This window comes from Bacillus sp. JHAA, assembly GCF_036961585.1.
GTDB lineage: Bacteria > Bacillota > Bacilli > Bacillales > Bacillaceae > Bacillus > Bacillus velezensis.
In genome coordinates, this window is record NZ_JBAMDE010000009.1 from 83,230 (window position 1) to 106,446 (window position 23,217).

26 protein-coding genes are annotated in these 23,217 nt (G+C 46.8%); 11 read left to right on the forward strand and 15 right to left on the reverse strand.

Annotated features, from left to right (window positions below; genetic code table 11):
- Positions 1–157: 157 nt before the first annotated feature.
- Together V7728_RS18495 and V7728_RS18500 are read left to right on the forward strand one after the other, a co-directional pair.
- Complete coding sequence (locus V7728_RS18495) at positions 158–1,297, forward strand: YibE/F family protein (protein WP_046702352.1); 1,140 nt, start codon at positions 158–160, stop codon at positions 1,295–1,297.
- Positions 1,294–2,055 carry a YibE/F family protein gene (locus tag V7728_RS18500; protein ID WP_007408500.1) on the forward strand — a complete coding sequence of 254 codons (762 nt, stop codon included), beginning with the start codon at positions 1,294–1,296 and terminating at the stop codon, positions 2,053–2,055. Before V7728_RS18495 ends, V7728_RS18500 begins: the two co-directional genes overlap by 4 nt.
- A 35-nt stretch (positions 2,056–2,090) precedes the next feature.
- Here V7728_RS18500 and V7728_RS18505 read toward each other — a convergent pair whose 3' ends face one another.
- The 4 genes from V7728_RS18505 to treP form a co-directional block, all read right to left on the reverse strand.
- Complete coding sequence (locus tag V7728_RS18505; protein WP_003155588.1) at positions 2,091–2,756, reverse strand: NAD(P)H-dependent oxidoreductase; 666 nt, start codon at positions 2,754–2,756, stop codon at positions 2,091–2,093.
- Positions 2,757–2,888: 132 nt separating this feature from the next.
- The gene (gene treR, locus V7728_RS18510; protein WP_012117069.1) at positions 2,889–3,605 is read right to left on the reverse strand and encodes a trehalose operon repressor; all 717 of its coding nucleotides are present in this window, start codon (positions 3,603–3,605) and stop codon (positions 2,889–2,891) included.
- A 21-nt stretch (positions 3,606–3,626) separates the two neighbouring features.
- A complete protein-coding gene (treC, locus tag V7728_RS18515; protein WP_099566491.1) occupies positions 3,627–5,312 on the reverse strand; it encodes an alpha,alpha-phosphotrehalase in 1,686 nt (561 codons plus the stop codon).
- A gap of 75 nt (positions 5,313–5,387) precedes the next feature.
- Complete coding sequence (gene treP, locus V7728_RS18520) at positions 5,388–6,803, reverse strand: PTS system trehalose-specific EIIBC component (RefSeq protein WP_021493878.1); 1,416 nt, start codon at positions 6,801–6,803, stop codon at positions 5,388–5,390.
- 270 nt (positions 6,804–7,073) lie between these two features.
- Here treP and V7728_RS18525 point away from each other — a divergent pair, with 270 nt between their 5' ends.
- The 3 genes from V7728_RS18525 to V7728_RS18535 are packed head-to-tail and all read left to right on the forward strand — an operon-like array spanning position 7,074 to position 8,038.
- Positions 7,074–7,334: a spore germination protein gene (locus V7728_RS18525; protein ID WP_007408496.1), complete on the forward strand. Its 261-nt coding sequence runs from the start codon at positions 7,074–7,076 to the stop codon at positions 7,332–7,334.
- Between the two features lie 14 nt (positions 7,335–7,348).
- Complete coding sequence (locus tag V7728_RS18530; RefSeq protein WP_003155595.1) at positions 7,349–7,591, forward strand: spore germination protein; 243 nt, start codon at positions 7,349–7,351, stop codon at positions 7,589–7,591.
- Positions 7,592–7,606: 15 nt separating this feature from the next.
- Positions 7,607–8,038, forward strand: coding sequence for an Hsp20/alpha crystallin family protein (locus V7728_RS18535; protein WP_003155596.1), 432 nt, complete (start codon positions 7,607–7,609; stop codon positions 8,036–8,038).
- 9 nt (positions 8,039–8,047) lie between these two features.
- Here V7728_RS18535 and V7728_RS18540 read toward each other — a convergent pair whose 3' ends face one another.
- Positions 8,048–8,425 carry a J-domain-containing protein gene (locus V7728_RS18540; protein WP_007610033.1) on the reverse strand — a complete coding sequence of 126 codons (378 nt, stop codon included), beginning with the start codon at positions 8,423–8,425 and terminating at the stop codon, positions 8,048–8,050.
- Between the two features lie 245 nt (positions 8,426–8,670).
- On the opposite strand from V7728_RS18540, the gene V7728_RS18545 reads away from it, so the two are divergent.
- Complete coding sequence (locus V7728_RS18545; RefSeq protein ID WP_007610031.1) at positions 8,671–10,608, forward strand: LTA synthase family protein; 1,938 nt, start codon at positions 8,671–8,673, stop codon at positions 10,606–10,608.
- Positions 10,609–10,648: 40 nt separating this feature from the next.
- On the opposite strand, the gene V7728_RS18550 is transcribed toward V7728_RS18545, so the two are convergent.
- Positions 10,649–11,092, reverse strand: coding sequence for a YfmQ family protein (locus V7728_RS18550; protein ID WP_007408492.1), 444 nt, complete (start codon positions 11,090–11,092; stop codon positions 10,649–10,651).
- Between the two features lie 126 nt (positions 11,093–11,218).
- Positions 11,219–12,601, reverse strand: coding sequence for an N-acetylglucosamine-specific PTS transporter subunit IIBC (nagE, locus tag V7728_RS18555; RefSeq protein WP_012117066.1), 1,383 nt, complete (start codon positions 12,599–12,601; stop codon positions 11,219–11,221).
- Positions 12,602–12,765: 164 nt separating this feature from the next.
- Here nagE and map point away from each other — a divergent pair, with 164 nt between their 5' ends.
- The 4 genes from map (at position 12,766) to V7728_RS18575 (ending at position 14,435) form a co-directional block, all read left to right on the forward strand.
- Positions 12,766–13,515: a type I methionyl aminopeptidase gene (map, locus tag V7728_RS18560; protein ID WP_007408490.1), complete on the forward strand. Its 750-nt coding sequence runs from the start codon at positions 12,766–12,768 to the stop codon at positions 13,513–13,515.
- Between the two features lie 56 nt (positions 13,516–13,571).
- Positions 13,572–13,883 carry a DUF3243 domain-containing protein gene (locus V7728_RS18565; protein WP_003155607.1) on the forward strand — a complete coding sequence of 104 codons (312 nt, stop codon included), beginning with the start codon at positions 13,572–13,574 and terminating at the stop codon, positions 13,881–13,883.
- An 82-nt stretch (positions 13,884–13,965) separates the two neighbouring features.
- Positions 13,966–14,121 (forward strand): hypothetical protein, encoded by a 156-nt coding sequence (locus tag V7728_RS18570; RefSeq protein ID WP_007610027.1) that lies wholly within the window; start codon positions 13,966–13,968, stop codon positions 14,119–14,121.
- A gap of 179 nt (positions 14,122–14,300) precedes the next feature.
- Positions 14,301–14,435, forward strand: coding sequence for a YflJ family protein (locus V7728_RS18575; protein WP_003155609.1), 135 nt, complete (start codon positions 14,301–14,303; stop codon positions 14,433–14,435).
- 39 nt (positions 14,436–14,474) lie between these two features.
- Here V7728_RS18575 and V7728_RS18580 read toward each other — a convergent pair whose 3' ends face one another.
- Complete coding sequence (locus V7728_RS18580; protein ID WP_015239385.1) at positions 14,475–15,134, reverse strand: MOSC domain-containing protein; 660 nt, start codon at positions 15,132–15,134, stop codon at positions 14,475–14,477.
- A 67-nt stretch (positions 15,135–15,201) separates the two neighbouring features.
- Here V7728_RS18580 and V7728_RS18585 point away from each other — a divergent pair, with 67 nt between their 5' ends.
- The gene (locus V7728_RS18585) at positions 15,202–15,474 is read left to right on the forward strand and encodes an acylphosphatase (RefSeq protein ID WP_025284412.1); all 273 of its coding nucleotides are present in this window, start codon (positions 15,202–15,204) and stop codon (positions 15,472–15,474) included.
- Here the strand turns inward: V7728_RS18585 and nosA are convergent.
- The 7 genes from nosA to V7728_RS18620 all read right to left on the reverse strand — a co-directional run bounded on the left by nosA (position 15,468) and on the right by V7728_RS18620 (position 23,171).
- Complete coding sequence (nosA, locus tag V7728_RS18590) at positions 15,468–16,559, reverse strand: nitric oxide synthase (protein WP_007408487.1); 1,092 nt, start codon at positions 16,557–16,559, stop codon at positions 15,468–15,470. The two genes, V7728_RS18585 and nosA, sit on opposite strands and share 7 nt — an antisense overlap.
- A gap of 123 nt (positions 16,560–16,682) precedes the next feature.
- Positions 16,683–17,477 carry an MBL fold metallo-hydrolase gene (locus tag V7728_RS18595; RefSeq protein ID WP_099566490.1) on the reverse strand — a complete coding sequence of 265 codons (795 nt, stop codon included), beginning with the start codon at positions 17,475–17,477 and terminating at the stop codon, positions 16,683–16,685.
- A 51-nt stretch (positions 17,478–17,528) separates the two neighbouring features.
- Positions 17,529–18,827 carry a citrate:proton symporter gene (locus V7728_RS18600; RefSeq protein WP_099566489.1) on the reverse strand — a complete coding sequence of 433 codons (1,299 nt, stop codon included), beginning with the start codon at positions 18,825–18,827 and terminating at the stop codon, positions 17,529–17,531.
- 192 nt (positions 18,828–19,019) lie between these two features.
- Positions 19,020–19,982 carry a tripartite tricarboxylate transporter substrate binding protein gene (locus V7728_RS18605; protein WP_012117061.1) on the reverse strand — a complete coding sequence of 321 codons (963 nt, stop codon included), beginning with the start codon at positions 19,980–19,982 and terminating at the stop codon, positions 19,020–19,022.
- Between the two features lie 12 nt (positions 19,983–19,994).
- Complete coding sequence (locus tag V7728_RS18610; RefSeq protein ID WP_012117060.1) at positions 19,995–20,675, reverse strand: response regulator; 681 nt, start codon at positions 20,673–20,675, stop codon at positions 19,995–19,997.
- Positions 20,672–22,276 carry a sensor histidine kinase gene (locus tag V7728_RS18615; RefSeq protein WP_085341813.1) on the reverse strand — a complete coding sequence of 535 codons (1,605 nt, stop codon included), beginning with the start codon at positions 22,274–22,276 and terminating at the stop codon, positions 20,672–20,674. The genes V7728_RS18610 and V7728_RS18615 overlap by 4 nt, the downstream gene beginning before the upstream one ends.
- Before the next feature lie 241 nt (positions 22,277–22,517).
- Positions 22,518–23,171 (reverse strand): class A sortase, encoded by a 654-nt coding sequence (locus V7728_RS18620; RefSeq protein ID WP_025284410.1) that lies wholly within the window; start codon positions 23,169–23,171, stop codon positions 22,518–22,520.
- Positions 23,172–23,217 lie beyond the last annotated feature (46 nt).

Consider the following 23,217-nt stretch of genomic DNA (forward strand, 5'->3'; position numbering starts at 1 on the left):
AGGGGAGCTTTTTCTCTCGGTCCCCCTCTTAGTCGACAGCCGTAAGGCCGAGTGATAAAATATGAACGTTATTCGCGAGAGACATACATCCGCATCGTTTAACACTTCACGGCAGGGCCTCTCTTTCATACGGCGCCGCCTGTTTGGAGGACTTTTTTTGAAGATAACAGGACACAAACGAAACCGCATGTCTTACAAGAAAAAGCTGTTTTACGTGATAACAGCGCTCTGTTTTATCAGCTCGCTCATTTTCGTCACTCACAACGCTTCTTTTTATGAGCGGCCGATTGCCAAAGTGACGAAAACAACATTGGAACATCAGTCTGACGTACAGGACATGCATAAAAACAAAGATAAGATTTTCAATCAGACGATCACTGCCAGACTTGAAAACGGCAGTCAGAAAGGACAGCTCATTCATTTGCCCAATCAGTATTCATCATCCGGAGCGAACGATCAGAAATATTCGATTGGCGATGAAGTATTCGTTTCTATTGATAAAGGGAAACCATCAAACAAGGATATATCGGGAAGCATTATAGATAAAAAACGGGATAAACAGCTTTTGCTGATCGCGTGGGTTTTCATTTTCACCTTGCTTATCGTCGGAAAAAAACAAGGCTTCTTTTCGATCGTCAGCCTGATGTTTAACGCCGTTTTACTGTCGTTTGCATTAGATTTGTACAGGAAGCATCCTAATATAGGGTTAATTTTCATCTGCGGTATCTGTATTCTCATCTTTACTGTCATCTCATTGCTGCTTGTCAGCGGTTTTCACGCGAAAACATACGCCGCCATTGCCGCGACGCTCGCAGGCACTTTCGTTTCCCTGCTGATTACGTATCTGGTGATGCTGGCAACCGGAGAGAAAGGTCTCAGATATGAGGAAATGCAGTATTTAACCCGCCCTTATCACACGGTGTTTATGGCCGGGGTATTTATCGGATCACTGGGAGCGGTCATGGATGTAGCCATTACCATGACATCATCTGTCTTCGGATTATATGAAGAAAACAAGGGTATCTCATTACAAGCTCTCAGACGTTCAGGGATGGAGATCGGAAAAGACATCATGGGGGCGATGACCAACATTCTGTTTTTTGCTTATATAAGCGGCTCTATTCCGATGATGCTGTTGTATTTGAAAAATGATTCCCCGATAGGATTCACTCTTTCTATGAACATTTCCTTGGAAATAGCCAGAGCATTGGCCGGAGGGATCGGAATTGTATTAGCCATACCCGCCAGTCTGTATGCTTCTATCTTTTTTATTAAACGAAAGAAGGCAAGCTCATGAATGTCATCGTAATTCTCGCGGCGATTTTATTTCTATTGATGGTCATCATCGGCGGAAAAAAAGGAGCGAGGTCTTTTATTGCGTTATTCTTAAATTTCGGTGTTCTCTTTCTCACCATCATTTTCATGACAGACCCGCATATCAATCCGATTGTTTTAACATTGCTCTCTTCCGCCGTGATTTGCAGCATTACTCTTTTTTATATTAATGGAGGAAACGTCAAAACCGTAACCGCCTTTATTTCTGCAATGCTGACGATTGTACTGCTGCTGTTTTTTATTATGTCTGTAACAAAACATACTTCGATTCAGGGATTCGGTGAAGAAGAATTGGGTGATATCGGCATATTCACACTGTTTGTCGGGGTGGATTTTGTGAAGGTTACCGCAGCCATGATCATCATGGGCACGATAGGGGCGATTACCGATGTCGCGATTTCCATTACTTCACCCATGCGGGAAATTTACAGTCATAATCCGTCCATGAGCAGAAAAGATCTGTACACATTCGGATTAAGCATCGGGAGAGATATTTTAGGAACGAATACGAATACGTTATTCTTTGCTTTTTTCGGCAGCTATTTGGCTTTAATTATCTGGTTTAAAGACTTATCATACTCAGCTGAAAAAATAGTGAACTCAAAAGTATTCAGTGCGGAAGCCGTTACCATTCTTTGTGCCGGAATCGGGATCGGCATCATCATTCCCGTTACGTCCTGGATCACCGCCTGTTTTTTAGCAAAACCAAATAAACGTTAAAAGCTGCCGGGACACGCCCGGCAGCCTTTTTTATCTTATACCCACTTTACAACGTCTTTTGAGGCAGATCTTGTTTTCGGGCGCGGTTCTCTGACACGGTAGCCGAATGCGGCCATAACAGAGATGTCGAAACTTCCGTTTTCCAGAAGCCCTTCTTCTTCAAGAATCCGGTGAATTTCTTTGTAGTTGAAGCCTTCTACAGGGCAGGAGTCGATTCCGATCTGCGCAGCGGCTGTCATCATATTGCCGAGGGCGATGTAAGTCTGTTTGGATGCCCAGTCAAACAGCGCGCGATCTGATTCTAGCAGATTGAAATCATTTTTCTGGAAGTCTTCCGTTTTGCTGATATAGCCTTCATACATATCTTCCGGCATTTTTTTGACTTCCCGCAAGTGGTTTTTGACATAGTCGGCGTCAAAACGGATATCCTTTGCCGTCCGGGCAAGCAGAAGTACGAAATGGCTTGCGGTCGGCAGCTGCTTTTGCGCGCCCCAGGTGAACTCGCGGAGTTTTTCACGAAGCTCCGGATTTTGAACGACGACAAATTTCCAAGGCTCCAAACCGAGTGAGCTTGGGGATAATCTTCCCGTTTCTAAAATGAATTCAAAATCGCTTTCTGAAATTTTTTTCTCAGGATCAAATTCCTTTGTGGCGTGTCTGAATTGATACGCTTCGATGATCTGCTGTTTTTTATCTGACATTCATGATCTCTCCTTTTCAATCGTTATGTACTATTGTAGCCATTATTTTTGAAAGTACCAGTACGCACATTTTTGTTGGATAGTATTCATTTTGATACTGACAAAAAAACGGGCTGCCGCGGCAGTCCGTTTTTATTTTTCTCTTCTCGCAAAGTCGACGAAACGGAATTTATCGAGCCTGTGCCGGCTTTCCGTGTACTGAAAGAGGCTGGTATCCTCCAAAAAGACGCGGTTTTTCACGACCGCCATATGGCTGAATCCGCCGAGATCCAAATACTTCCGGTCCTCTTCCCCCGCCGGCTCCACGACAATTTCCTTTTGCGCGTAGCTGATGGACAAGCCGAGCTCTCCTTCGAGATACTCATAGATCGAATCTTCACAAATCGCCTTCGTCAATAGAGGCACATGTTTTTTCACAAAGTAATCCTTGTCCAAAATAATATGTTCTCCGTCAATCCGTCTTGATCTGACGACTTCCCACACCTTTTCATCCGCTTCTGTACCAAGCTCTTTTGCGGCTTCTGAGGGAGGCAGGATCAGCCCGAGACGGTGAACCGTCGTTCTCGTCTCTTTTCCGAGCGTTTCCGAAAGCTCTTTGAAGCTGATCAGGCCTGAGACGGGAAAACGCATTTTTTCTCTGTCTAATATGACGGAGCCTTTGCCTTTGATTTTCTGGATGTAGCCGTTTTGCGCCAGCATATTGAGCGCTTTGCGGACGGTTTCTCGTGATGTGCCGTATTGATCGCACAAATCATTTTCAGACGGAAGAACGTCTTCAGCCTTCCGCTGGCCGCTTTCGATCTGCCGCACCATATCTTTATAGATTGTGATGTATTTATTCACTTTCATTTGACCACCCAGATTAGTGTATCACGCTTTTGTCAGATGATAAACGATCGATTCATACGGACGGAGCGTCAATCGTTCCGGCCGCCCATCCCTCGGTTCATCATTCGTCAGCAGCACCGTAAACCGCCAGCCGTCCGTGTCTTTAAGCGGAACCGTAAAGTCCGCTTCTTTCCCGTAGAAGTTGTTGATGCACAGCAGTTTTTCATCCTTGCCGTGTCTGACGTACGCCAGAACCGCCGGATCGTCTTCAGCAAGCAGCTCAAACGTTCCTTCCGTCACGATGTCATATTCTTTTCTGAGCTTGATGAGCTTCTGATAATGATAGAAAATTGAATCCGGGTCCCGCAAAGCCGCTTCCGCGTTAACGTCCCGATAATCATCCGCCGCCGGAATCCAAGGCGTTCCCGTCGTGAAACCGCCGTGCGGCCCGCTGTTCCACTGAATGGGGGTTCTTGCATTGTCTCTTGATTTCTCTTTTAAAATGGCGATAATGTCTTTTTCGGGCACGCCTTCTTCCTTCATCTTTTTGTAAATGTTCAATGATTCGACATCGCGGTATGAGCCGATGTCATCGAATTTCGAATTGCCCATGCCGATCTCTTCACCTTGATAAATGTAAGGCGTGCCCTGCATCATATGAATGGCCGCCGCCAGCATTTTGGCTGATTTCGTCCGGTATACGCCGTCGTCTCCGTATCTGGATACGGCCCGCGGCTGGTCATGGTTGCACCAGAATAATGCGTTCCAGCCTCCGCCTTTTTGCATCTCCGTCTGCCAAAACGCTAAAATCCGTTTCAGCTTCAGAAAATCAAACGGAGCGAGCGCCCATTTTTCACCATTCGGATAATCCACTTTTAAATGATGAAAGTTAAAAGTCATATCGAGTTCTTTATTCTCAGGGTTTGTGTACCGGATGCAGTGGTCAGCCGTTGTCGAGGACATTTCACCGACCGTCATACTGTCATATTTCGAAAACACTTCCCGGTTCATCTCATGGAGAAATTCGTGCACGCGCGGCCCGTCCGTATAATAAGGGCGCCCGTCACGCCCATCTTTGGCATCAGGAAACGATTGGTCTTTAGAAATGAGGTTGATCACATCCAGCCGGAAGCCGTCGATCCCTTTCCGGAACCAAAAATGCATCATGTCGTAAACCTGTTTTCTCATCTCTTCATTTTCCCAGTTCAAATCGGCCTGCGACACATCAAATAAATGCAGGTAGTGCTGGCCTGACGCCGGGTCGAGCTCCCAAGCGGAACCGCCGAATTTTGATTCCCAGTTGTTCGGCGCCCGGCCGTCTTCCTTTCCGTCTTTCCAAATGTAAAAATCCCGATACGGACTGTCGGGTGACGAGACCGCTTCTTTGAACCACCGATGCTCGACTGATGTATGGTTTACGACAAGATCCATGACGACCTTGATTCCTCTTTTGTGCGCTTCATCGATAAGGCGTTCAAAATCCTCCATCGTTCCGTATTCTTCATAAATGGTGCAATAATCGCGAATGTCATAACCGTTGTCATTCTGCGGCGAATCGTAAATCGGCGTAAGCCAAATGACATCAATTAAAAGCTTCTGCAAATAATCAAGCTTCTCGATAATACCGTTCAGATCACCGATCCCGTTTCCCGTCGTATCATTAAAGCTCTTCGGATAAATTTGATATACCGCTGCCTTTTTCCACCATGGTGTGCTGTCTGTTTTCATTTTTCTTCACCGCCTGTAATGTTTTGAATTGAAAGGGAAAAGGGACAGCCTGATAGAAGGCGCCCAGCAGGTTTTCTATTTTTGCCGTTTCAGCCTCGCATACCCGTATGTTCCCGCAAACGGGAGAATCAGTACGATCAGCATTCCGATCGCAAACGGACCCCAGTACTGACTCATAATGGAGAAGATCCCCGGCACGCCGCCGACTCCGACCGAGCTTGCGAGAACGCCTTTGACGGAGATGAACATCCCCGCGATTCCCGAGCTGATCATGGCGATCACAAACGGAAATTTGTAACGCAGATTCACGCCGAAAATCGCCGGTTCGGTAATGCCCAAATATGCGGAAATGCCGGCCGTCAGTGAAAGCCCCCGCTGTTTTTTATCTTTTGTAATCAACATCATGGCCAAAGCTGCCGACCCTTGAGCGATATTTGACAATGCGAGCATCGGCCATAAAAATGTGCCGCCGAGCTTTGATCCGATTAATTGAAGATCGACCGCGAGAAACGTATGGTGCATCCCCGTGATCACAAGCGCCGAATACAGCCCTCCGTACAGCAGGCCTCCGATGGCGGAGAATTGGCCGAAAACGGCAATCAATCCCGCCGTCAGCGCGTTACCGATCGCAAAGGTGATCGGACCGATGATGACAAAGGATAGAAAACCGATGACCAAAAGCGTCACCGGCGCGACGACTAACAGCTGAATGCCCTCCGGCGTCCGTTTCGTCAAAAAGAGCTCAAGCCTGGCAAGTAAATAAGACGCCAGCAGAATTGGGAGCACCTGACCTTGATACCCGACTTTCTGCACCTCAAGGCCGAACAGGTTCCACACCGGAATATCGCCGCTCTGCTCGGCAGCCCCGTAGCCCCATGCGTTTAACAGATCAGGATGCACCAGCATCAGCCCTAGCACGATACCCAAGAGCGGGCTTCCTCCGAACCGCTTCACTGCCGACCAGCCGATTAAAGCCGGCAGAAAAGCGAAGGCCGTCCCCGCGATCAGATTAATCATATTGGCGAGATCCGCCCATTGCGGATACACTTGGACAATCGATTTGGCGCTGTAGAAAATGCCTTCCGCCGTTAAGATGTTGTTCAGACCCATTAAAAGCCCGGCCGTGACGATCGCCGGCAAGATCGGAATAAAGATGTCCGCAAGCGTTTTCACAGCACGCTGTAAAGGATTCATTTTTTGCGCTGCCGCCTTCTTCACGTCATCCTTGGACGCTTCACCCATCCCCGTTTCCTTCACTAATTCCGCATATACTTTGTTGACCGTCCCCTGCCCGATCACGACTTGAAACTGCCCGTTTACCGCAAAAGATCCTTTGACAATGTCTATTGCATCAAGCATTTTTTGGTTTACTTTGGTTTCATCTATTAATGCAAACCGCAAACGCGTCACACAATGAGTCGCCGCCTCAATATTTTCGATTCCGCCGACAGCTTCAGCGATCTGCCGCGCAGCCCGGTTAAACTCACCCATGCCAACCCCTCCGTAACCGTTTTCATTTTGTCTTACAAACTTGTATATACATGTTTATGACTCTATTGTAATGATGTATATACATGTCGTCAATCTATTTTTATAGCGCTTTCATCACAAATATACTGCGAAAGACCCTGAAACAAAAAAAGCCCCGCCGGAACCGGGCCTTGACTTCTTGTTTTATCGGGAACATGTCCGGGCGGAATTCACAACAGGAGCACAAAAAGCATACAGTACTGTACAACTAAGTTAAAGAGGTGTGAAGAGATGCCATCCACTGTTATCAACCTGTACTATTTGAAGATTAACAGTATTTCTGGCAACGGATCTATTACGATTGGGGAAGCGGCATACAACAGTCCCACCACAAATAACAAATCACAAGGACTGAACTCTTCATTCGGCGATACGTCACCTATAGAATCGATGATGGAGAACTTGTTAAATGATCCTGATGTCAACGACCAGACAGCCATCGGAACCGCAGATACCGCAAATATTACGCCGGTGCCGCCCATTATAGATTAAAGGGGTTTTTATGAATGCCTTACCAAATTAACGTCGTCAATATAAAAGTAAACGGAGCAACGCAAAACGGAAACGTCGATATCGGTCAGACCGTACAAAACAGCCACACCGCCAACAGCAAATTTGTCGGCGCGAACTTTTCTTTAGGGGATTTTTCGCCGGCCGCCGGATGTTTGAATTCGGGCCATCTTGACCCTGACGTGAGCGATCAGGATCAGATCGCCAACCCGTCAATGCCGATCGCAAATCAAATATAGGGAGGTTCTGCCGAAGTGGATATCGAAAAAATGAGAAAGTGGCTTGAGATTACGAACGAGCACAAGCCCAGCGACTTTTGGACCAATGTCCTGAAACGGAAATCTCCCGAAGATTTTTTCTCCTTACAAAAAAACACCCTGACTTATGATATTTATCAGGATGAACAGCACACATTCGTCATTGTGGAAATGCCCGGCGTTTACGAAGAAGAATTGACATTGAGGCTGCTGTCAAGAACACGGCTGCATATCAGAGGAAACATCACACCCCTTTTTCCAAAGAACATGGGCGTCTGCCAAAACCGGTATTACGGGGAAATCGATGAGACGATTGAGCTTCCTGAACCGGCTGAGCCCCACCTGTTACAGGCGCAGTGCGTAAACGGCCTGCTCCACATTTCCTACCCGCGCCTTATGGAGCACATTCCTTTTCAGAAAAAAATCTAAAGAGCCGGCTTACGGGCGGCCCAGCCGTCTGTACACTTTCTCCTTATAATGAGAAGATGCGGGTTTTGAGAACATGGCTTTCTCCTCCGTCAGTTTGTCGAGTCTGACTTGTTTTTCCGTCCGTTTGTTCCGCAAGTGATCCCGCTCCTGTTCATTGCGGCACTTGGCGATCAAATAATCGAGCGTCATCAGCTCTTTCTTCAGCGCGCCCTCATCCTCGGCGATCCCGGCGTTTTTTAATATGCGGTAGCCCATTCTGAGCGACTCCGGAAGATGTGCGGCATCGTCTTTCGGCAGGGGCTTTCCCATTCCTTTGATGCCGGCGAACTCTCCGTCCTTAATGGCGCGCTTGATTTTATCTTCAGCCACGATATGGGCAATATCCATCACTGTTCACCTCTTTTTTCAATAGAACCGGGTATGATCATACGGAAACACAAATCCCAGTTTGTGCCATTTATATGTTTTAAAGCTGTCATTCAACAGATTAACCGCCGTTGCGACAGCGTTTTTCGCCCTTTTTCCGATGAGCCTTTTCCACCTTTTCTATTTGCTGGTTTCATGGTATATTGATTACGTTCGTTTTTTCTATCGTTCCGTTTAAACCGTGATCGGAAAAAAGGAGTGTAACAATGAAAACATTTATAAAAGAAAGAGGACTTGCCTTCTTCTTGATAGCGGTCGTGTTATTGTGGGTGAAAACATATGTCGCTTATATTTTAAACTTTAACCTCGGCATAGACAACACGATCCAGAAAATATTGCTTTTTGTGAATCCGCTGAGCTCCAGCTTGTTCTTTCTTGGATTTGGGCTTCTTTTCAAGAAAAAATTACAGCAGACAGCCATTATTGTGATTCATTTTTTATTGTCTTTTTTGCTTTTTGCAAACATCGTCTATTATAGATTCTTTAATGATTTCATTACCATCCCGGTCATGATGCAGGCAAAGACAAACGGCGGCCAGCTCGGAGACAGCGCGTTCTCGTTAATGAGATGGACAGACGCCTTCTACTTCCTGGATACCGTCATTTTGATTATTTTGGCCCTTAAGATGAGAAAACCGGCTGAAAAACCGGCGAAGAAATCATTCAGAATCGTTTTGGCTTCCGCCGTGCTTATGTTCCTGATCAACCTCGCCGTCGCGGAATCCGACCGTCCTGAGCTTTTGACACGCTCATTTGACCGAAACTATCTGGTGAAATACTTGGGCACGTACAACTTTACGATTTACGATGCCGTGCAGAATGTGAAATCAAACAGCCAGCGCGCGCTTGCCGATTCAAGCGATGTAACGGATGTGGAAAACTATATGAAGGCCAACTATGACGTGCCGAATAACGTCTACTTCGGAAAAGCCGAAGGAAAAAACGTCATCTACGTCTCATTAGAGTCTCTGCAATCCTTTATCATTGACTATAAAATTAACGGCAAGGAAGTGACGCCGTTTTTAAATAAGCTGGCGCACGATAATCAAACATTCTACTTTGATAACTTTTTCCACCAAACGGGACAAGGTAAAACATCTGATGCGGAATTTATGATGGAGAACTCTCTGTACCCGCTTTCGCAAGGTTCGGTTTTCGTCAATAAAGCGCAAAACACGCTGCAGTCCGTTCCTGCGATCTTAAAAGGCAAAAAGTACACGTCTGCCGCTTTCCACGGAAATACGCAGACTTTCTGGAACCGTAACGAAATGTACAAAGCGGAAGGCATCGATAAGTTTTTCGATTCCGCTTATTATGACATGAGCGAAGAAAACACGAAAAACTACGGCATGAAAGATAAACCGTATTTCAAAGAATCCATGCCGCTCTTAAAGAGCCTGCCGCAGCCGTTCTATACGAAGTTCATTACGCTGTCCAACCACTTCCCGTTCGGAATGGATAAAGAAGACACGGACTTCCCTGCGGGAGACTTTGGCGATTCAGTCGTTAATAATTACTTCCAGTCCGCGAACTATCTGGATGAATCAATTGAACAGTTCTTTCATGACCTGAAAAAAGACGGCCTGTACGATAAGTCGATTATCGTGATGTACGGAGACCACTACGGCATCTCCGAAAACCATAATAAAGCGATGGCGAAAGTGCTCGGCAAAGATGAGATCACTGAATACGACAATGCCCAGCTTCAGCGGGTGCCGCTCTTTATCCACGCTCCCGGCGTGAAAGGCGGCCGCAATCATAAATTTGCCGGTGAAGTCGATGTCGCGCCGACCGTTCTTCATCTGCTCGGCGTCGATACGAAAGATTATCTCATGTCAGGTTCAGATATCTTATCGAAAGAGCACAGAGAAGTCATTCCGTTCCGTAACGGAGACTTCATCTCGCCGAACTATACGAAAGTGTCCGGCAAGTATTACGATACGAAAACCGGAAGACTTTTAGATGATTCAGAAGTCGACAAAAAAGAAGACTCTCTCGTCAAGACTGAGCTTGAAATGTCTGATAAGATCATCAACGGCGATCTGCTTCGTTTCTATCAGCCGAAAGGCTTTAAGAAAGTGGATCCTTCACAATTCGATTATACGAAGCGTGAAGATTCCTCAGCAGATGATCAAAAAGAATAAACAAAAGCCAGATCATATCAATGATCTGGCTTTTTTATGTTCAGCTCCCGGCGGCGGCCATAGAGCGCTTTTGCAGGCTGTCGGAAAGAACTGAATAAGCGACGACTTTCTTTTTCTGCTGTTTGACGACATCTACATGATCTTCGTAGCTGTATACAAACACCGTCACATCTTTTTTCCCTTTTCTCGTCTTAATGACAAGCGGATCAGCTCCGTTTTGCGGATGAAGATAACGCTCTTCATCCCCTGGGTATATATAATGCCGTTCGATAAACACGGCTTCGTTAAAATCATCAATCACCCGGCGTTTGTCTTCGCCTTCCAGACGTTTTCCGCCGAGGGAAACGGCAGCGGACGCGTCACTGAGCTTTGAATGGGTTTCAAACTTGCGGAGGATCCATTCCACCGCTCCGGTAGGAAGGCATGTCAGCACAATCTTAATCAGGCTTATGACAACAATTGAAACAACTGCAATCCATGTCACCTTACATCATCTCCATACTTGTTCTACATGAATCTTAACATAGAAGAAAACGTTGTTTTTTGTACATTATGTGAAACTTGATATATGTTCAAAAAAAATCCGGATCACATAGGTGATCCGGATTTATCAAGTCTGCTTCTGATCGTCAAGGCGGACGGCTTCTCTCAGCTCTTCCGCGACAAATTCGACGTTCGGCCCGATAATGACCTGTGCCGTTTTATTCCCCGTTTTGATAACCCCTTTTGCTCCCGCTTTTTTAAGCGCCGCTTCATTAATGAGAGACGTATCCTGCACAGTCAGCCTGAGGCGGGTCGCACAGTGATCAATCGTTTCGAGGTTTTGCCTGCCGCCGAGCCCCTTGAGCATGGCATGTTCTTCGACGGAACCGGCCGTATCTTCACTAAGCACTTCTTCCTCTTCCTCATCATCTTCCCGTCCCGGCGTTTTCAAGTTTAACGTTTTGATGAGCATATAGAAGACGACAAAATAGATCACTGCATAACAAAGCCCGACAACGAGCAGCAAAAGCGGTTTTTCGGCAATGCCGTAGCTGAGGAGATAATCGATCGCCCCCGCCGAGAATGAAAAACCTGACCTGATTCCGAGAACATTCACGATAAATAAAGAGAACCCGGTTAATATAGCATGAACCCCGTATAAAAGCGGTGATAAAAACATAAATGCAAATTCAATCGGCTCTGTAATTCCGGTAATAAATGCCGTCAGCGCGAGACCGATCATCATTCCGGCCGTCGCTTTGCGCTTACTTGGCTTAGCCGCGGCAATCATTGCCAGACATGCGGCCGGAAGCCCGAACATCATAATCGGGAAGAATCCCGTCATATAAGTTCCCGCCGTCGGATCTTTCGCAAAGAAGCGGGCCAGATCTCCCGTTTTTCCGTGAAAATCGCCAAACTGGAACCAAAAAATATTATTCAGCACATGATGAAGACCGAATGGAATCAAAAGCCGGTTAAAAATCCCGTAAATCCCGGCGCCGATTCCGCCAAGCCCGATCATCCATTCCCCGAAAGACGTAATCACCGACTGAATCGGCGGCCACACAAATCCGAAGATCCCCGCCAAAATAATGGTAATCAGCGCCGTTACAATCGGAACGAGCCTGCGCCCGCTGAAAAACCCGAGATATTCGGGCAGCTTCGTATCCTTAAAGCGATTATACGTGTATCCCGCAATTAACCCCGCGATTATCCCTCCGAAAACGGCCATATTATTTGTCGAATTGATTGATTTTACAGCCGCGTCCAGCATGATATAAGAAATTGCTCCCGACAGAGCGGCGGCCCCGTTGCTGTCTTTCGAAATCCCGATCGCGATTCCGATCGCGAAAATCAGCGGCAGATGATCAAATACCGCGGTCCCCGCCGCGTAAATGAACGGAATATTTAATAAGTCCTCTCTGCCAATGGCCAAAATAATACCAACGGCGGGCAGAACGGCAATCGGAAGCATAAATGATTTTCCGAGTTTTTGCAAAAATTGAAGCATTTTACCCATCCCCCTTCTTTTTTCTTAAATATACCACATAAGTTATCTAGTGATCTATACCAATTTTCCTTCATTTATTCACATAAGGCTTGTTGGTTTTCTATTTATAAACCAGTTGTGGTAAGCTTGAATCAGATGATTAAAAATAGAAAGCGGGAATGACAATGATTGTAACGAACGATCAAGAATTAGAAGGCCTTAAAAAAATCGGCAGAATCGTCGCGCTGGCGCGTGAAGAAATGAAGAAAAAAGCCGAGCCCGGCATGAGCACGAAAGATCTTGACCTGATCGGAAAGGCGGTGCTTGACGAGCACGGAGCCGCTTCCGCTCCGGAGAAGGAATACGATTTCCCGGGCGTGACATGCATCAGCGTAAATGACGAAGTCGCTCACGGCATCCCGAGCGCCTCTAAAATCTTAAAAGCCGGAGATCTTGTAAATATCGATATTTCGGCGGAGTTCGGCGGTTTTTATTCCGATACGGGAATTTCATTTGTGCTCGGAGAAGGCGATGAACGTCTGCAAAAGCTTTGTAATTGCGCAGCATCCGCATTTCAGAAAGGATTGGATCAGGCAAAAGCCGGCAAACGCCAAAACCAGATCGGCAGAGCCGTCTATCATGAAGCCCGCTCCAATGGATTTACCGTTATTAAAACGCTGACGGGCCACGGAATCGGCAGAAACCTCCATGAAGCGCCGAACCACATCATGAATTACTATGATCCGTTTGATAACGCGCTGTTTAAAAACGGAACCGTGATCGCGCTTGAGCCGTTTATTTCCACGAAAGCGGAAACGATTGTTGAAGCGGGAGACGGCTGGACGTTTAAAACGCCGGATAAAAGCCTTGTCGCCCAAGTGGAACACACCATCGTGATCACAAAAGACAAACCGATTATTTTAACTGCATTGTAATGTTTCATCTCCCTTCCAAACAGGTATACAACAACTAACCCGAAGGAGGGAGACGCATGAAAAAAGATAAAGAAAAAATCAAAATCGAAAACGAAATACACGCCATGCACGGCGTAACGAAACAGCAGATTTTAGAGGATTTCGAGGAATTTAAGGCGTACCTTCATCAGAAAATTTCCGCCGGAAAAAAACTGGGTCTGGATGACAGCAAAATCATCAAAAGCGCCGCCATCCTCGGGGACTATCTCGCCAAACACGAGGAGCCCCGCAATGCGGAAGAAAAACTCTTACAAGAACTGTGGGACATTGCGGATGACAATGAAAAACAGCATTTGGCCCAGCTTCTCGTCAAACTTGCCGGACACTGATACAGTGCCCGGCTTTTTTATGCTCCGTTATAAGAGTTGTGCTACACTGGACATATGTCTGTGAAAGGAGCCATTTTTCAACATGTGGTTTATTATCTTCGGGTTTATTTTCTTTATTGAAAGCATCATTCTTACCGTTTACGGAGTGAAGAAAAAGAAGGGGATGCTGGTTTATTTCGGCGTCGTTTTCGGAATCATGACACTCGGAACGGTGCTGTTAAAATTAACCGGCCATTAAGCATGAAAAGACCGCCCTTTACATATATATGTAAGAAAGCTTTACATCTCTGAATCTGAAGTCTCAGTTTTTGCGTTATCCCTTTTCAGCGTCTTTTTATAGATGTTACAATGCCAAAAGTTTGGCAAAAACTGAAGAAACTCTCCTCAACGGGAGAACGGAGAAAGGAGTTTTCTGACATGCATTATGGCAGTAAAGGCTGGTATGTAGAAGAGTTAAAGAAAAAAGGAATTACCCACTATGAAGGAAGAAAGCTTCAAAGCTTCAAAAAGTACTTCCTTGCCAATCTGCTGGAAACAAAAAAACAAGCATAACGTAAATCAGCCGTGCTGTCAGTGCAGCACGGCTTTTTTCTATACATTAGTGAGCCTGTCTCTTTTTTTAAGGAAGGACTCCCTCCAGCTTTCTGACAGCGCTTCTTCCCGCAGTATTTCTTCAATCGCTGACAGATTGCCGGAATCACGATATTTCACTTCATTCGCATACCAGACGGAAATGCTTTCTTTTCCTCTCGACAGACGCTTGAGGACGGGACGCGGATCGACATATCCTTCTTCAAGCACCCTGAAATAAAAGCCGGTAAATCCCGTCTGCTGTACACGGAGCACCATATCTTTGATGCCATATTTGAGCGCGAGTTTGACGCAGGGCTGGCGCGGCTGGCTTACTTGAACGACGGCTTCCCCCAGCTGAAAGACGTCTCCGATCCACACGTCTTGTTCGGCCAGTCCTTTGACCGTTACATTCTCCCCGAACGCGGCGGCGGGAAGTTTTCTCGCGAGCGTTGTTTCCCAATATGAATAATGCTCGGCGGGATACACGCACACCGCTTTATCGGGGCCTCCGTGATGCTTCAAGTCGGCTTGCCCGTCCCCGTCAAAATGGGTTTTATACAGCATGACGGGAGAATCTGCGGGCCGCTTTATGATGCCGGAATTGATTTGTCTGCCGGCAAATTCATGAATTGCGGGCTTTCCGAGATTGATAGATAAGACAGAATAGTCTTGCGTCACCTCGTTCACATCCTTTGCGAAATCTCATATCTTTCCTTTATCATAGTAAGAAAAAGGTGGTTTTTCCATGCTTCAATATCATATGATTGCAGACGGCCGGGTTCAGGGCGTAGGTTTTCGCTACTTCGTCCAGATGGAAGCCGACAGACATAAGGTAGCCGGCTGGGTAAAAAACCGTGATGACGGCCGGGTGGAAATCCTTGCCGAAGGTCCTGAAGAGTCGTTAAAACAATTTGCCGAAGCAGTCAGAAAAGGCAGCCCCTTCTCAAATGTCACCGGCATAACCATCGAAGAATCACACCGTCTGAAAGGGTACCGCACTTTTACCATCAGTTACTGATAAGGCTTGTCCTGATAATAATAATTCGGCTTCACAATCGTATTGTCATATGATTTATGGAAAATGTGGGTGGAAGCCGGCGAGATCGGCGGAATCAGCCAGGTCCAGTCGCCCGTCAGCTTTCTTCCCGCGTCTTGTTCCTGTTCTTCAAAGCGTTTAAATTGATTCGCCGCCGTATGGTGATCGACAATGCTGACACCGTGTTTTTTGTATGAATAGAGCACTGCCTTATTCAGTTCCACCAGCACCTGATCCTTCCACAGGTCGGTATTCAGGCTGGCGGAAATCCCCATGACCGCAGCGGCTTTTTTGAGCATATCATACCGTTTTTCGTCAGCAAGGTTCCTTGCGCCGATTTCGGTTCCCATATACCATCCGTTAAAAGGCGCCGCGTTGTACGACAGCCCGCCGATTTCAAGCCTCATATCGGCGATAATCGGAACCCCGTACCATCTGAGATTTAAATCGGCAAACTCTTCAATATCCGGATGGGTGATCGGCACTTCTTTCACGAGCGTCTGAGGCAGGTCATACCAGACCGGCTGCCCGTCCCCTTTCATCCGGAAAAGCAGCGGCAGAATATCAAAATCGGTCCGCTTCCCGCGCCAGCCGAGTTTTTCGCAGACAGCCGTCAGCTCATATGATGCCGGATCACCGACTCTTCCTTTTTCAGTCTCATATCCCGCATAGCGGATGAGCTGGTGATTCCAGATCTCCACTTGTTTTTCCCCATTCTTCTCAGGAGGGAAAATCGTAATCGTCGGTTTAATTTTTCCGCCGTTCGTGGCGATTTTGATATGTTCAAATAATGCGTCGCGAACCTCTTCTTTCGTGTTCACACCGCGCCGGTCAATGACGTTCAGCGATTGCCAGAACAGACGCCCGATACAGCGGTTGCTGTTGCGCCACGCCATTTTCGCCCCGTGTTCAAGCTCTTCCGCCGTATGGACGTAACTTCCCGTCCGATCTATCTCATCTTTTATCGCGTGCAGACGCGCGTTGATTTGCGATTCCATTCCGAGTTCCTGATAGCAGACATCAATAAAATCCTTCGCCTCATCCCAAAGTATTTCCGTATGTTTCAAAAAACTCTCTCCTTCAATTTACATCTGTTTCCCATTGTATCGTTTTTAGGAGTGAACACAATGGTTTTTTTGTATCATACTGGAAACTGCAAAGAAAAAACACCTGTGATGTTCGCAGGTGTTTTACAAAACGGAATGCAGTTTTTCAGCCAGTGTAAGCAAATCCTCACGGTAGTTTTTTCCCGTCATCGGAATTCCGTGACCCGTCAAAAGCGCTTCCGGCTCCAGTTCGGCCAGTTTCTGAACGGATGCGGCCGCCGTCTGCGTATCCGCTGTAAAATAAGCGGGCGGCCCGTGAAGCTCTTGCTTTTGAATGACAACGTCCGCAAGCGATTCCTGTTCAACAGTGATCACGGCATCACCGGCAAGCAGAACGCGGTCTTTATCCCGGAATAATGAAATATGGCCGGGTGTGTGGCCGGGCGTATGCACCCATTTCCATTCTTCAAGAAACGGAACGGTACCGTCTGAAGGCAGTGCCTGAACGGACGGAATGCGGATCGTATGGCGCGGAAACAGCGGTGACAGCTTTGCGACAAGCCCCTTTTTCACATCGGGCCTGGCAGGCGGATAATCCGCTTTCCCCGTGACGTACGGGAGCTCCTTTTCATGAATGTAAACCGGCACATCCCAAAGCTCAAGCAGCTCTTCAATCGCACCGACATGATCAAAATGACCGTGTGTCAAAATGACCGCCTTCAGCTGATACCCCTCTTTGAACCGGCGTTTCATTTCTTCTGTTATCATCTCCGCCGATTGAGGCATTCCAGCGTCAACCAGAATGATTTCCCGCGGAGCTGAGGGATTTTCGATAAAGTAAACATTCGCAATCTGCACGGTCAGTCCGTAAACGCCGTCCGCCGCTTTAAAACCGGCCCCGCTTCTCACTGAAAAAAGCGGCATAAACGGATCACTCATCATGGCACCTCCTCTGATGCCTTTAGTGTGCGACGAACCGGGTGTTTTATGTTAAAAAATCGTGATTGCGCCGATGATGAGCGCAAAGGCCGTCATGACGATAACGGCAAGAACCGCCCATTTCATGGCAAATTTCTGGTGTTCATCAATGGTGACCCCGGCAAGCCCGACTAATAAATGCGTCGACGGCACGAGCGGGCTTAACATATGAATCGGCTGGCCGATGATCGAAGCGCGGGCGATTTCCACCTTATCTACACCGTACGCCACGGCGGTCTCGGATAAAATGGGCAGCACGCCGTAAAAATAGGCGTCATTAGGCATCAGAAATGTAAAAATACCGCTCGTTAAGGCAACAATTGCCGGAATAAATCCCCCCATCTGTTCCGGAATAAGCGATACGAGGGAAATGGCCATCTCATCAACCATCTTCGTCCCCGTTAAAATTCCGGTAAACACGCCTGCGGCAAAAATCATCGAACCGATCGCAAGCACATTGCTCGAATGGGCTGAAATACGCTCCCTTTGATCGTTAAGCTTCGGATAGTTGACAATCAGCGCGATACAAAACGCAATGATGAACAGCACGGTTAAATTCACTTTTCCTGACACTAAAAATCCCACTAAAGAAAGCGTTAACAGTAAATTGAACCACCACAGTTTCGGCCGCCTCCATTCATCTTCCTCAGCCGCAGCCGTTTCATTTGTATGGGACGGCTGCTTTAATTCGATCACCCCGAGCCGTTTCCTTTCCATCCTTCCGAGTACATAAGCGACCACAATCATACACACCATTCCGCTGGCAATGACAGGCAGCATCGGCCCCGTCAGCTCTGCCGGGTCAACGCCGAGCGCACTCGCCGCACGCGGCGTCGCGCCGCCCCATGGTATCGTGTTCATGATACCCATGCCGACACCGGCGATTCCCGCTAAAATAATCGGACGGATTCCGAGCATGATATACAAAGGCAGCATTGCGCTTGTCGTAATCATATACGTCGTCGAGCCGTCTCCGTCCAGTGCGACAAGCATGGTTAAAACGGCTGTTCCGACTACAATTTTGAGCGGGTCGCCTTTAACCAGCTTTAAAATACGCGACACCATCGGATCAAATAAACCGGTATCAATCATAATGCCGAAATAAAGAATCGCAAACATAATCATGACTGCAATCGGCGCCACCTGTTCAATCCCGGAAATCATCATCTCGCCGACCCGGTTAAAAGAAAACCCGGCAAACAGCGCAAACACGATCGGCGTTAATACGAGCGCCGTTAACACTGAAAGCCGTTTTGTCATAATCAGCACCATAAAAACAAGCATCATAAGAAAGCCTAAGATTGCTAACACAGTATGTCCCCCTTATCATGAATACGCTTACATTTTAAAGGCCCGATCCCCTTTATCCGCCTTTTTGCTATCTTATGAGAATTGGATATTGAAGTAAATATTTTGGATTTTAAAGATTTTTAATTTTTTATAACCTTTTCGTTCATTTTGTTCATTTATAAATAAAAAGCCTCCCGCAAATATGCGGAAGGCTTATTTTTCGCTGCTCATCATCTCTTTATAAAACTCGGTCTGCTCTTCTAAAAAGCGTTTTGCGCCGCTGCTGTTTTTATAAAAGCTCTCCCAATCCCGTTTTTTCAACATTTGCTTCCACTCCGCGGATGAGGTAATCTGTTTCAAAGCCTGATCCCAATAGGCGATCTCGCCTTCGGTCATGTCTTTCGGCCCCATGATGCCTCTCCAGTGCGCAAAGACAAACGGCACCCCCTGCTCTTTCCATGTCGGCACATCGCTGAAGCCGGAGAGCCTTTTGTCCGACGTAACGGCCGCCAATGTGATTTTCCCTTTCCGATAGGCGTCTCTCGCTTCTGAAATGGTCATTGAGGCGGCGTCTATCTCGTGGCTGATAAGAGCTTCAATGACTTCATTGCTGCTCCCGTATTGAAAAAAGCGGATATCAAACGGAGAAATTCCGGCCATTTCCGCCGCTCTCGCAAAGGAGAGCTGGTCATCATTTCCGAGGCCGGGCGCAAATCCGATTTTTATGCCGCCCGGATGTGCTTTAATATCGCCGAGCAGCCGCTTTCCGCTTTTTATCTTTGAATCCTTCGGAAGAGCGACGGTCTGCCACTCTTTTGCGATAATGGCCAAAGGCGTAAAATCAGCTGCCTTCAGCCGGCTTTGTCCCAAAATTTCATTGCTTAACAGCAGGCTTGAATTCATACTGATGACATCCGTTTTTCGTTCGTTTACATATTTCCAGCCGCTGTCTCCGCCTCCGCCGGGTTTATAGACGATCTTTACGGGACGGCCTAATATTTGCTTCCGCTCTATAACCGATTGCAAAGCTTTTGCCGTTACGTCCCAGCCCCCTTGAGGCGCCGCCGGGACGACAATTTCAACCGGCCCTTCGGCTGAACGGATGCCCGCCATCTGCCGTCCGTCAAAAGAAACCAGCGCCGCCAGCATGACAAGAAGCACTCCCAACCGCTTCATTTCTCCCATCCCTTATTCATGTGCTAAATAATATTTCCGTTCCGGCCTGCCGATAATGCCGTACTCTAATTCAGCGAGCGCTTCTTCCTGAGAAACGAGAAACTCGGCGTAGCGCCGCGCCGTTGTTCTGGAGGCGCCCATTTTTTCGCCCAGTTCTTCGGCCGTCATCCCTTTTTGGGCTTCCCTGAGCGCGTTTTTGATTTTTTGAAGTGTAATCGAATTAATCCCGGTCGGCAGATCATTGAGCTGTTTTTGTTCTTTCTGACCGCTTCCGAAAAACATGTCGATAACGGACTGGCTCAGCTCCGGCTGTGAGTGCAGCCATTCTCTTTTTTCCCGGTACTGCAAAAGCACTTCTGTAAATTTATGTGCCGACACCGGCTTTATGACATAGTGGGAAACGCCTGACCTGAGCGCTTCCTGCAGCAGTCTTGTTTCGGCAGAAGCCGTAATAATGATGATATCAACGGAAGGAAAACGGCCGCGGATAAGGGGAAGCAGATCTGTCCCCAGCTCATCAGGCATATAAATATCCAAAAGCAGCAGATCAGGCTGCCGTTTCTCAAGCAGCGATATGGTGTCTTTGGCATTGATTGCTTTACCGATGACATTGAATCCATCAAGATGTTCGATAAATTTTTCGTGAATTTGCGCTATTCGAAAGTCGTCCTCTGCAATCGCGATGTTAATCACAAAGATTCCCCCTTTGGCGTTTCTTTCGGTATAAACACCGTAAATACGGCACCGCCGCTCTTTTGCTGCGAAATCTCTATCGATCCCTGCAATTCACTGACGGCTTCTTTCAGATTGGCTAAGCCGTATCCTCTCCTCGTCCCCTTTGAAGAGTAGCCCTTTTCAAATATCGTTTCTGTTTTTTCCTGAGGCACGCCGTCTCCTGAGTCCGCCACTTCGATGACGATATCCCTGCCGATATCGGTCATAAAAAAGGCGACCTCTTTTTTCTCTTTTTCGGCGACGGCTTCGAAAGCGTTATCAATAAGATTTCCGATGATCGTAATGAGCTGAGATGAACCCACATGCTCCGGCAGCGATTCTAAAAAGCTGTTTTCATCTATTGAAAGCTTCACTTTCTTCTCAGACGCCTTTCCCATTTTTCCTAATAGTATGGCCTGAACCCGCTGTGAATGAATGTTTTGAAAGAGGATTTCGTGCTGTTCATTCTGGATGGCGTACTCTTCTTTTATCAGTTCAATGGCTTCATTATATTCTCCCAGCTCTAACAGACCGAGGATCGCGTAAAGCTTATTCGAGAATTCATGCGTTTGCGCCCGAAGATCCTCTGAGTATTTTTTCATTTCAGTCAGCTTGTTAATGAGTTTCTTGAGCTCCGTTTTTTCGCGGAAGCTGATCACCGCTCCGTATACTTGTCCGGTCTGCTTCATTTCTTTCACGTTTAAGATAAATACTTTATCTCCGGCACGCACCTCCACGTTCGGCGGTAATTCTCCCCCTGCCAACACCGGCATGAGATTTGCGCCCGGCATGATTTCTTTTATATGCCTTCCGATCATCGGTTCCGGAAGATTCAGCATATCAGCCGCAGATAAATTCATCATGGTTACCGCGCCTTCTTTGTTTACGGCGATAATCCCTTCTTTAATCGCAAGGAGCATCGCATTGCGCTCCCTGTACAGCGCTGCAATTTCATGCGGTTCAAGGCCGAGTGTATCTTTACGGATGCTTTTTGCGAGCGCCGCCGCTCCCCCGATGCCGATAAGAAACACCAAACATGCAAAATAGCCTAAATGCCGCAGATGCGCTTTCATATCTTTTTCTATCTCATCTTGTAAAAACTCGACTGTCACCGTTCCGACGACTTCGTTATGATTTTTTTCCTCCAAAATAACCGGGGCGCTCCCCCGGACAGCCTTCATTCCGTCGGAAACCGGTGACCCGCCGAACATGACGGTTTTATTTTGCAGATTTTGATTTTCTTTCGGAATACTGCTTCGGGCCGAATGAAATGCAACATGCCCTTTTTGATCAGTGATGTAGACGGCGTGCGCGCCTGCCTGTTCTTTCATTTGTTCAATGACATCTAACTTTGTAAAAGCCTCTTGATCCGCAAGCCGGAACGCCTCTTTTACAGGAGGCATGTATGAAATGGTTTTTGCCGTTTGCACCGCCAGCTGTTCAGCCTGCTTCTGGCCTTCCTTTAATTGCTGAAAGGCAAATATAACTGTGAGCGTTCCGATGACAAGTATTAATAAAGCCGCAATTAATCCGGCGATTTTCATTTGCAGAGAGACATAAAACCGCTTCGCTTCCAACACAGCACCAGCCGTCCTTTCCTCCTAAAATCATACCACTTTTTAAATCTTTGTTTCTCACTTTTTAGAATTTTCGTGATCTTTTTCTCTTGTCATTTCTTTCAAAAAGTGCAGTCTGGTATAATTTCCCTCAAGAGAGATAAGAAGGATGAACTTTTTATAATCGCTGCGCAAAAAAAGACTGACAGAAGCCAGTCTCGGGATGTTTAACAGCGGACGTATATTCAGTTGAAAAAGTGTTTCTCTATGATGGCCGAGATACATTTGAATGACCGGAAATATCAATCAATTTCCCTTTGACGGCCAGGCGTCCTTCGGTTCTTACCGCTTTGTCGCATGTGATTAATGTAATCTCTTTATCTTTTGTCTCCTGAATTGCGTTTGCTTCTATTTCTGAAATCATGGTTTTTGATGTTACAGAATAAATATAGTCTTTTCTAAAGTCGGTCATCACGATTTGCGCGCCTTTTTTTATGTGTAAAAGAGGGCCGAACAATAGGTTCTCCTGCTTCAGATGGTGGCCTGCCAACGGGTAGTTTCCCTCGCCCATTTTCTGATCCGGACGCATAGTTGCCGCGCCGATCAGCAGGTTTTCATTGGTTGTGCCTTTTAAAATCGGAAGGTCTAAATCGATGCTGCTGATGGTTATCCGTCCGATTATCGGTTTTGGTTTGCGATTAAAACTTGACTGAACTGTTTCCCTGAAACCGGGCGGATGAATGGATTCAAAATCATAGTCCGCTTTTTTCATGTTATTTTTCCGCGCTTGTTCTGCGGTCAATTCCGATTCAATTTGGCTTTTACTGAGGTACGCGATCAAACAGCCTTTCATGAGAGGAGAGGAAATGAGAAGCAGCCCGGACAAAATAAGAACGGCAATGATCATTTTTTTAACCATGAAGAAAATTCCTTTCTTGTACGTCATGCGGTGAATATTTGGTGAG

What these genes read in the sequence shown, in the direction of transcription:
- V7728_RS18500 (WP_007408500.1), top strand. Translation starts at nt 1,294, where the DNA reads ATGAATGTCATCGTAATTCTCGCGGCGATTTTATTTCTATTGATGGTC.
- V7728_RS18505 (WP_003155588.1), bottom strand. Translation starts at nt 2,756, where the DNA reads ATGTCAGATAAAAAACAGCAGATCATCGAAGCGTATCAATTCAGACAC.
- treR (WP_012117069.1), bottom strand. Translation starts at nt 3,605, where the DNA reads ATGAAAGTGAATAAATACATCACAATCTATAAAGATATGGTGCGGCAG.
- treC (WP_099566491.1), bottom strand. Translation starts at nt 5,312, where the DNA reads ATGAAAACAGACAGCACACCATGGTGGAAAAAGGCAGCGGTATATCAA.
- treP (WP_021493878.1), bottom strand. Translation starts at nt 6,803, where the DNA reads ATGGGTGAGTTTAACCGGGCTGCGCGGCAGATCGCTGAAGCTGTCGGC.
- V7728_RS18525 (WP_007408496.1), top strand. Translation starts at nt 7,074, where the DNA reads ATGCCATCCACTGTTATCAACCTGTACTATTTGAAGATTAACAGTATT.
- V7728_RS18530 (WP_003155595.1), top strand. Translation starts at nt 7,349, where the DNA reads ATGCCTTACCAAATTAACGTCGTCAATATAAAAGTAAACGGAGCAACG.
- V7728_RS18540 (WP_007610033.1), bottom strand. Translation starts at nt 8,425, where the DNA reads ATGGATATTGCCCATATCGTGGCTGAAGATAAAATCAAGCGCGCCATT.
- V7728_RS18545 (WP_007610031.1), top strand. Translation starts at nt 8,671, where the DNA reads ATGAAAACATTTATAAAAGAAAGAGGACTTGCCTTCTTCTTGATAGCG.
- nagE (WP_012117066.1), bottom strand. Translation starts at nt 12,601, where the DNA reads ATGCTTCAATTTTTGCAAAAACTCGGAAAATCATTTATGCTTCCGATT.
- map (WP_007408490.1), top strand. Translation starts at nt 12,766, where the DNA reads ATGATTGTAACGAACGATCAAGAATTAGAAGGCCTTAAAAAAATCGGC.
- V7728_RS18565 (WP_003155607.1), top strand. Translation starts at nt 13,572, where the DNA reads ATGAAAAAAGATAAAGAAAAAATCAAAATCGAAAACGAAATACACGCC.
- V7728_RS18570 (WP_007610027.1), top strand. Translation starts at nt 13,966, where the DNA reads ATGTGGTTTATTATCTTCGGGTTTATTTTCTTTATTGAAAGCATCATT.
- V7728_RS18575 (WP_003155609.1), top strand. Translation starts at nt 14,301, where the DNA reads ATGCATTATGGCAGTAAAGGCTGGTATGTAGAAGAGTTAAAGAAAAAA.
- V7728_RS18585 (WP_025284412.1), top strand. Translation starts at nt 15,202, where the DNA reads ATGCTTCAATATCATATGATTGCAGACGGCCGGGTTCAGGGCGTAGGT.
- V7728_RS18595 (WP_099566490.1), bottom strand. Translation starts at nt 17,477, where the DNA reads ATGAGTGATCCGTTTATGCCGCTTTTTTCAGTGAGAAGCGGGGCCGGT.
- V7728_RS18605 (WP_012117061.1), bottom strand. Translation starts at nt 19,982, where the DNA reads ATGAAGCGGTTGGGAGTGCTTCTTGTCATGCTGGCGGCGCTGGTTTCT.
- V7728_RS18620 (WP_025284410.1), bottom strand. Translation starts at nt 23,171, where the DNA reads ATGGTTAAAAAAATGATCATTGCCGTTCTTATTTTGTCCGGGCTGCTT.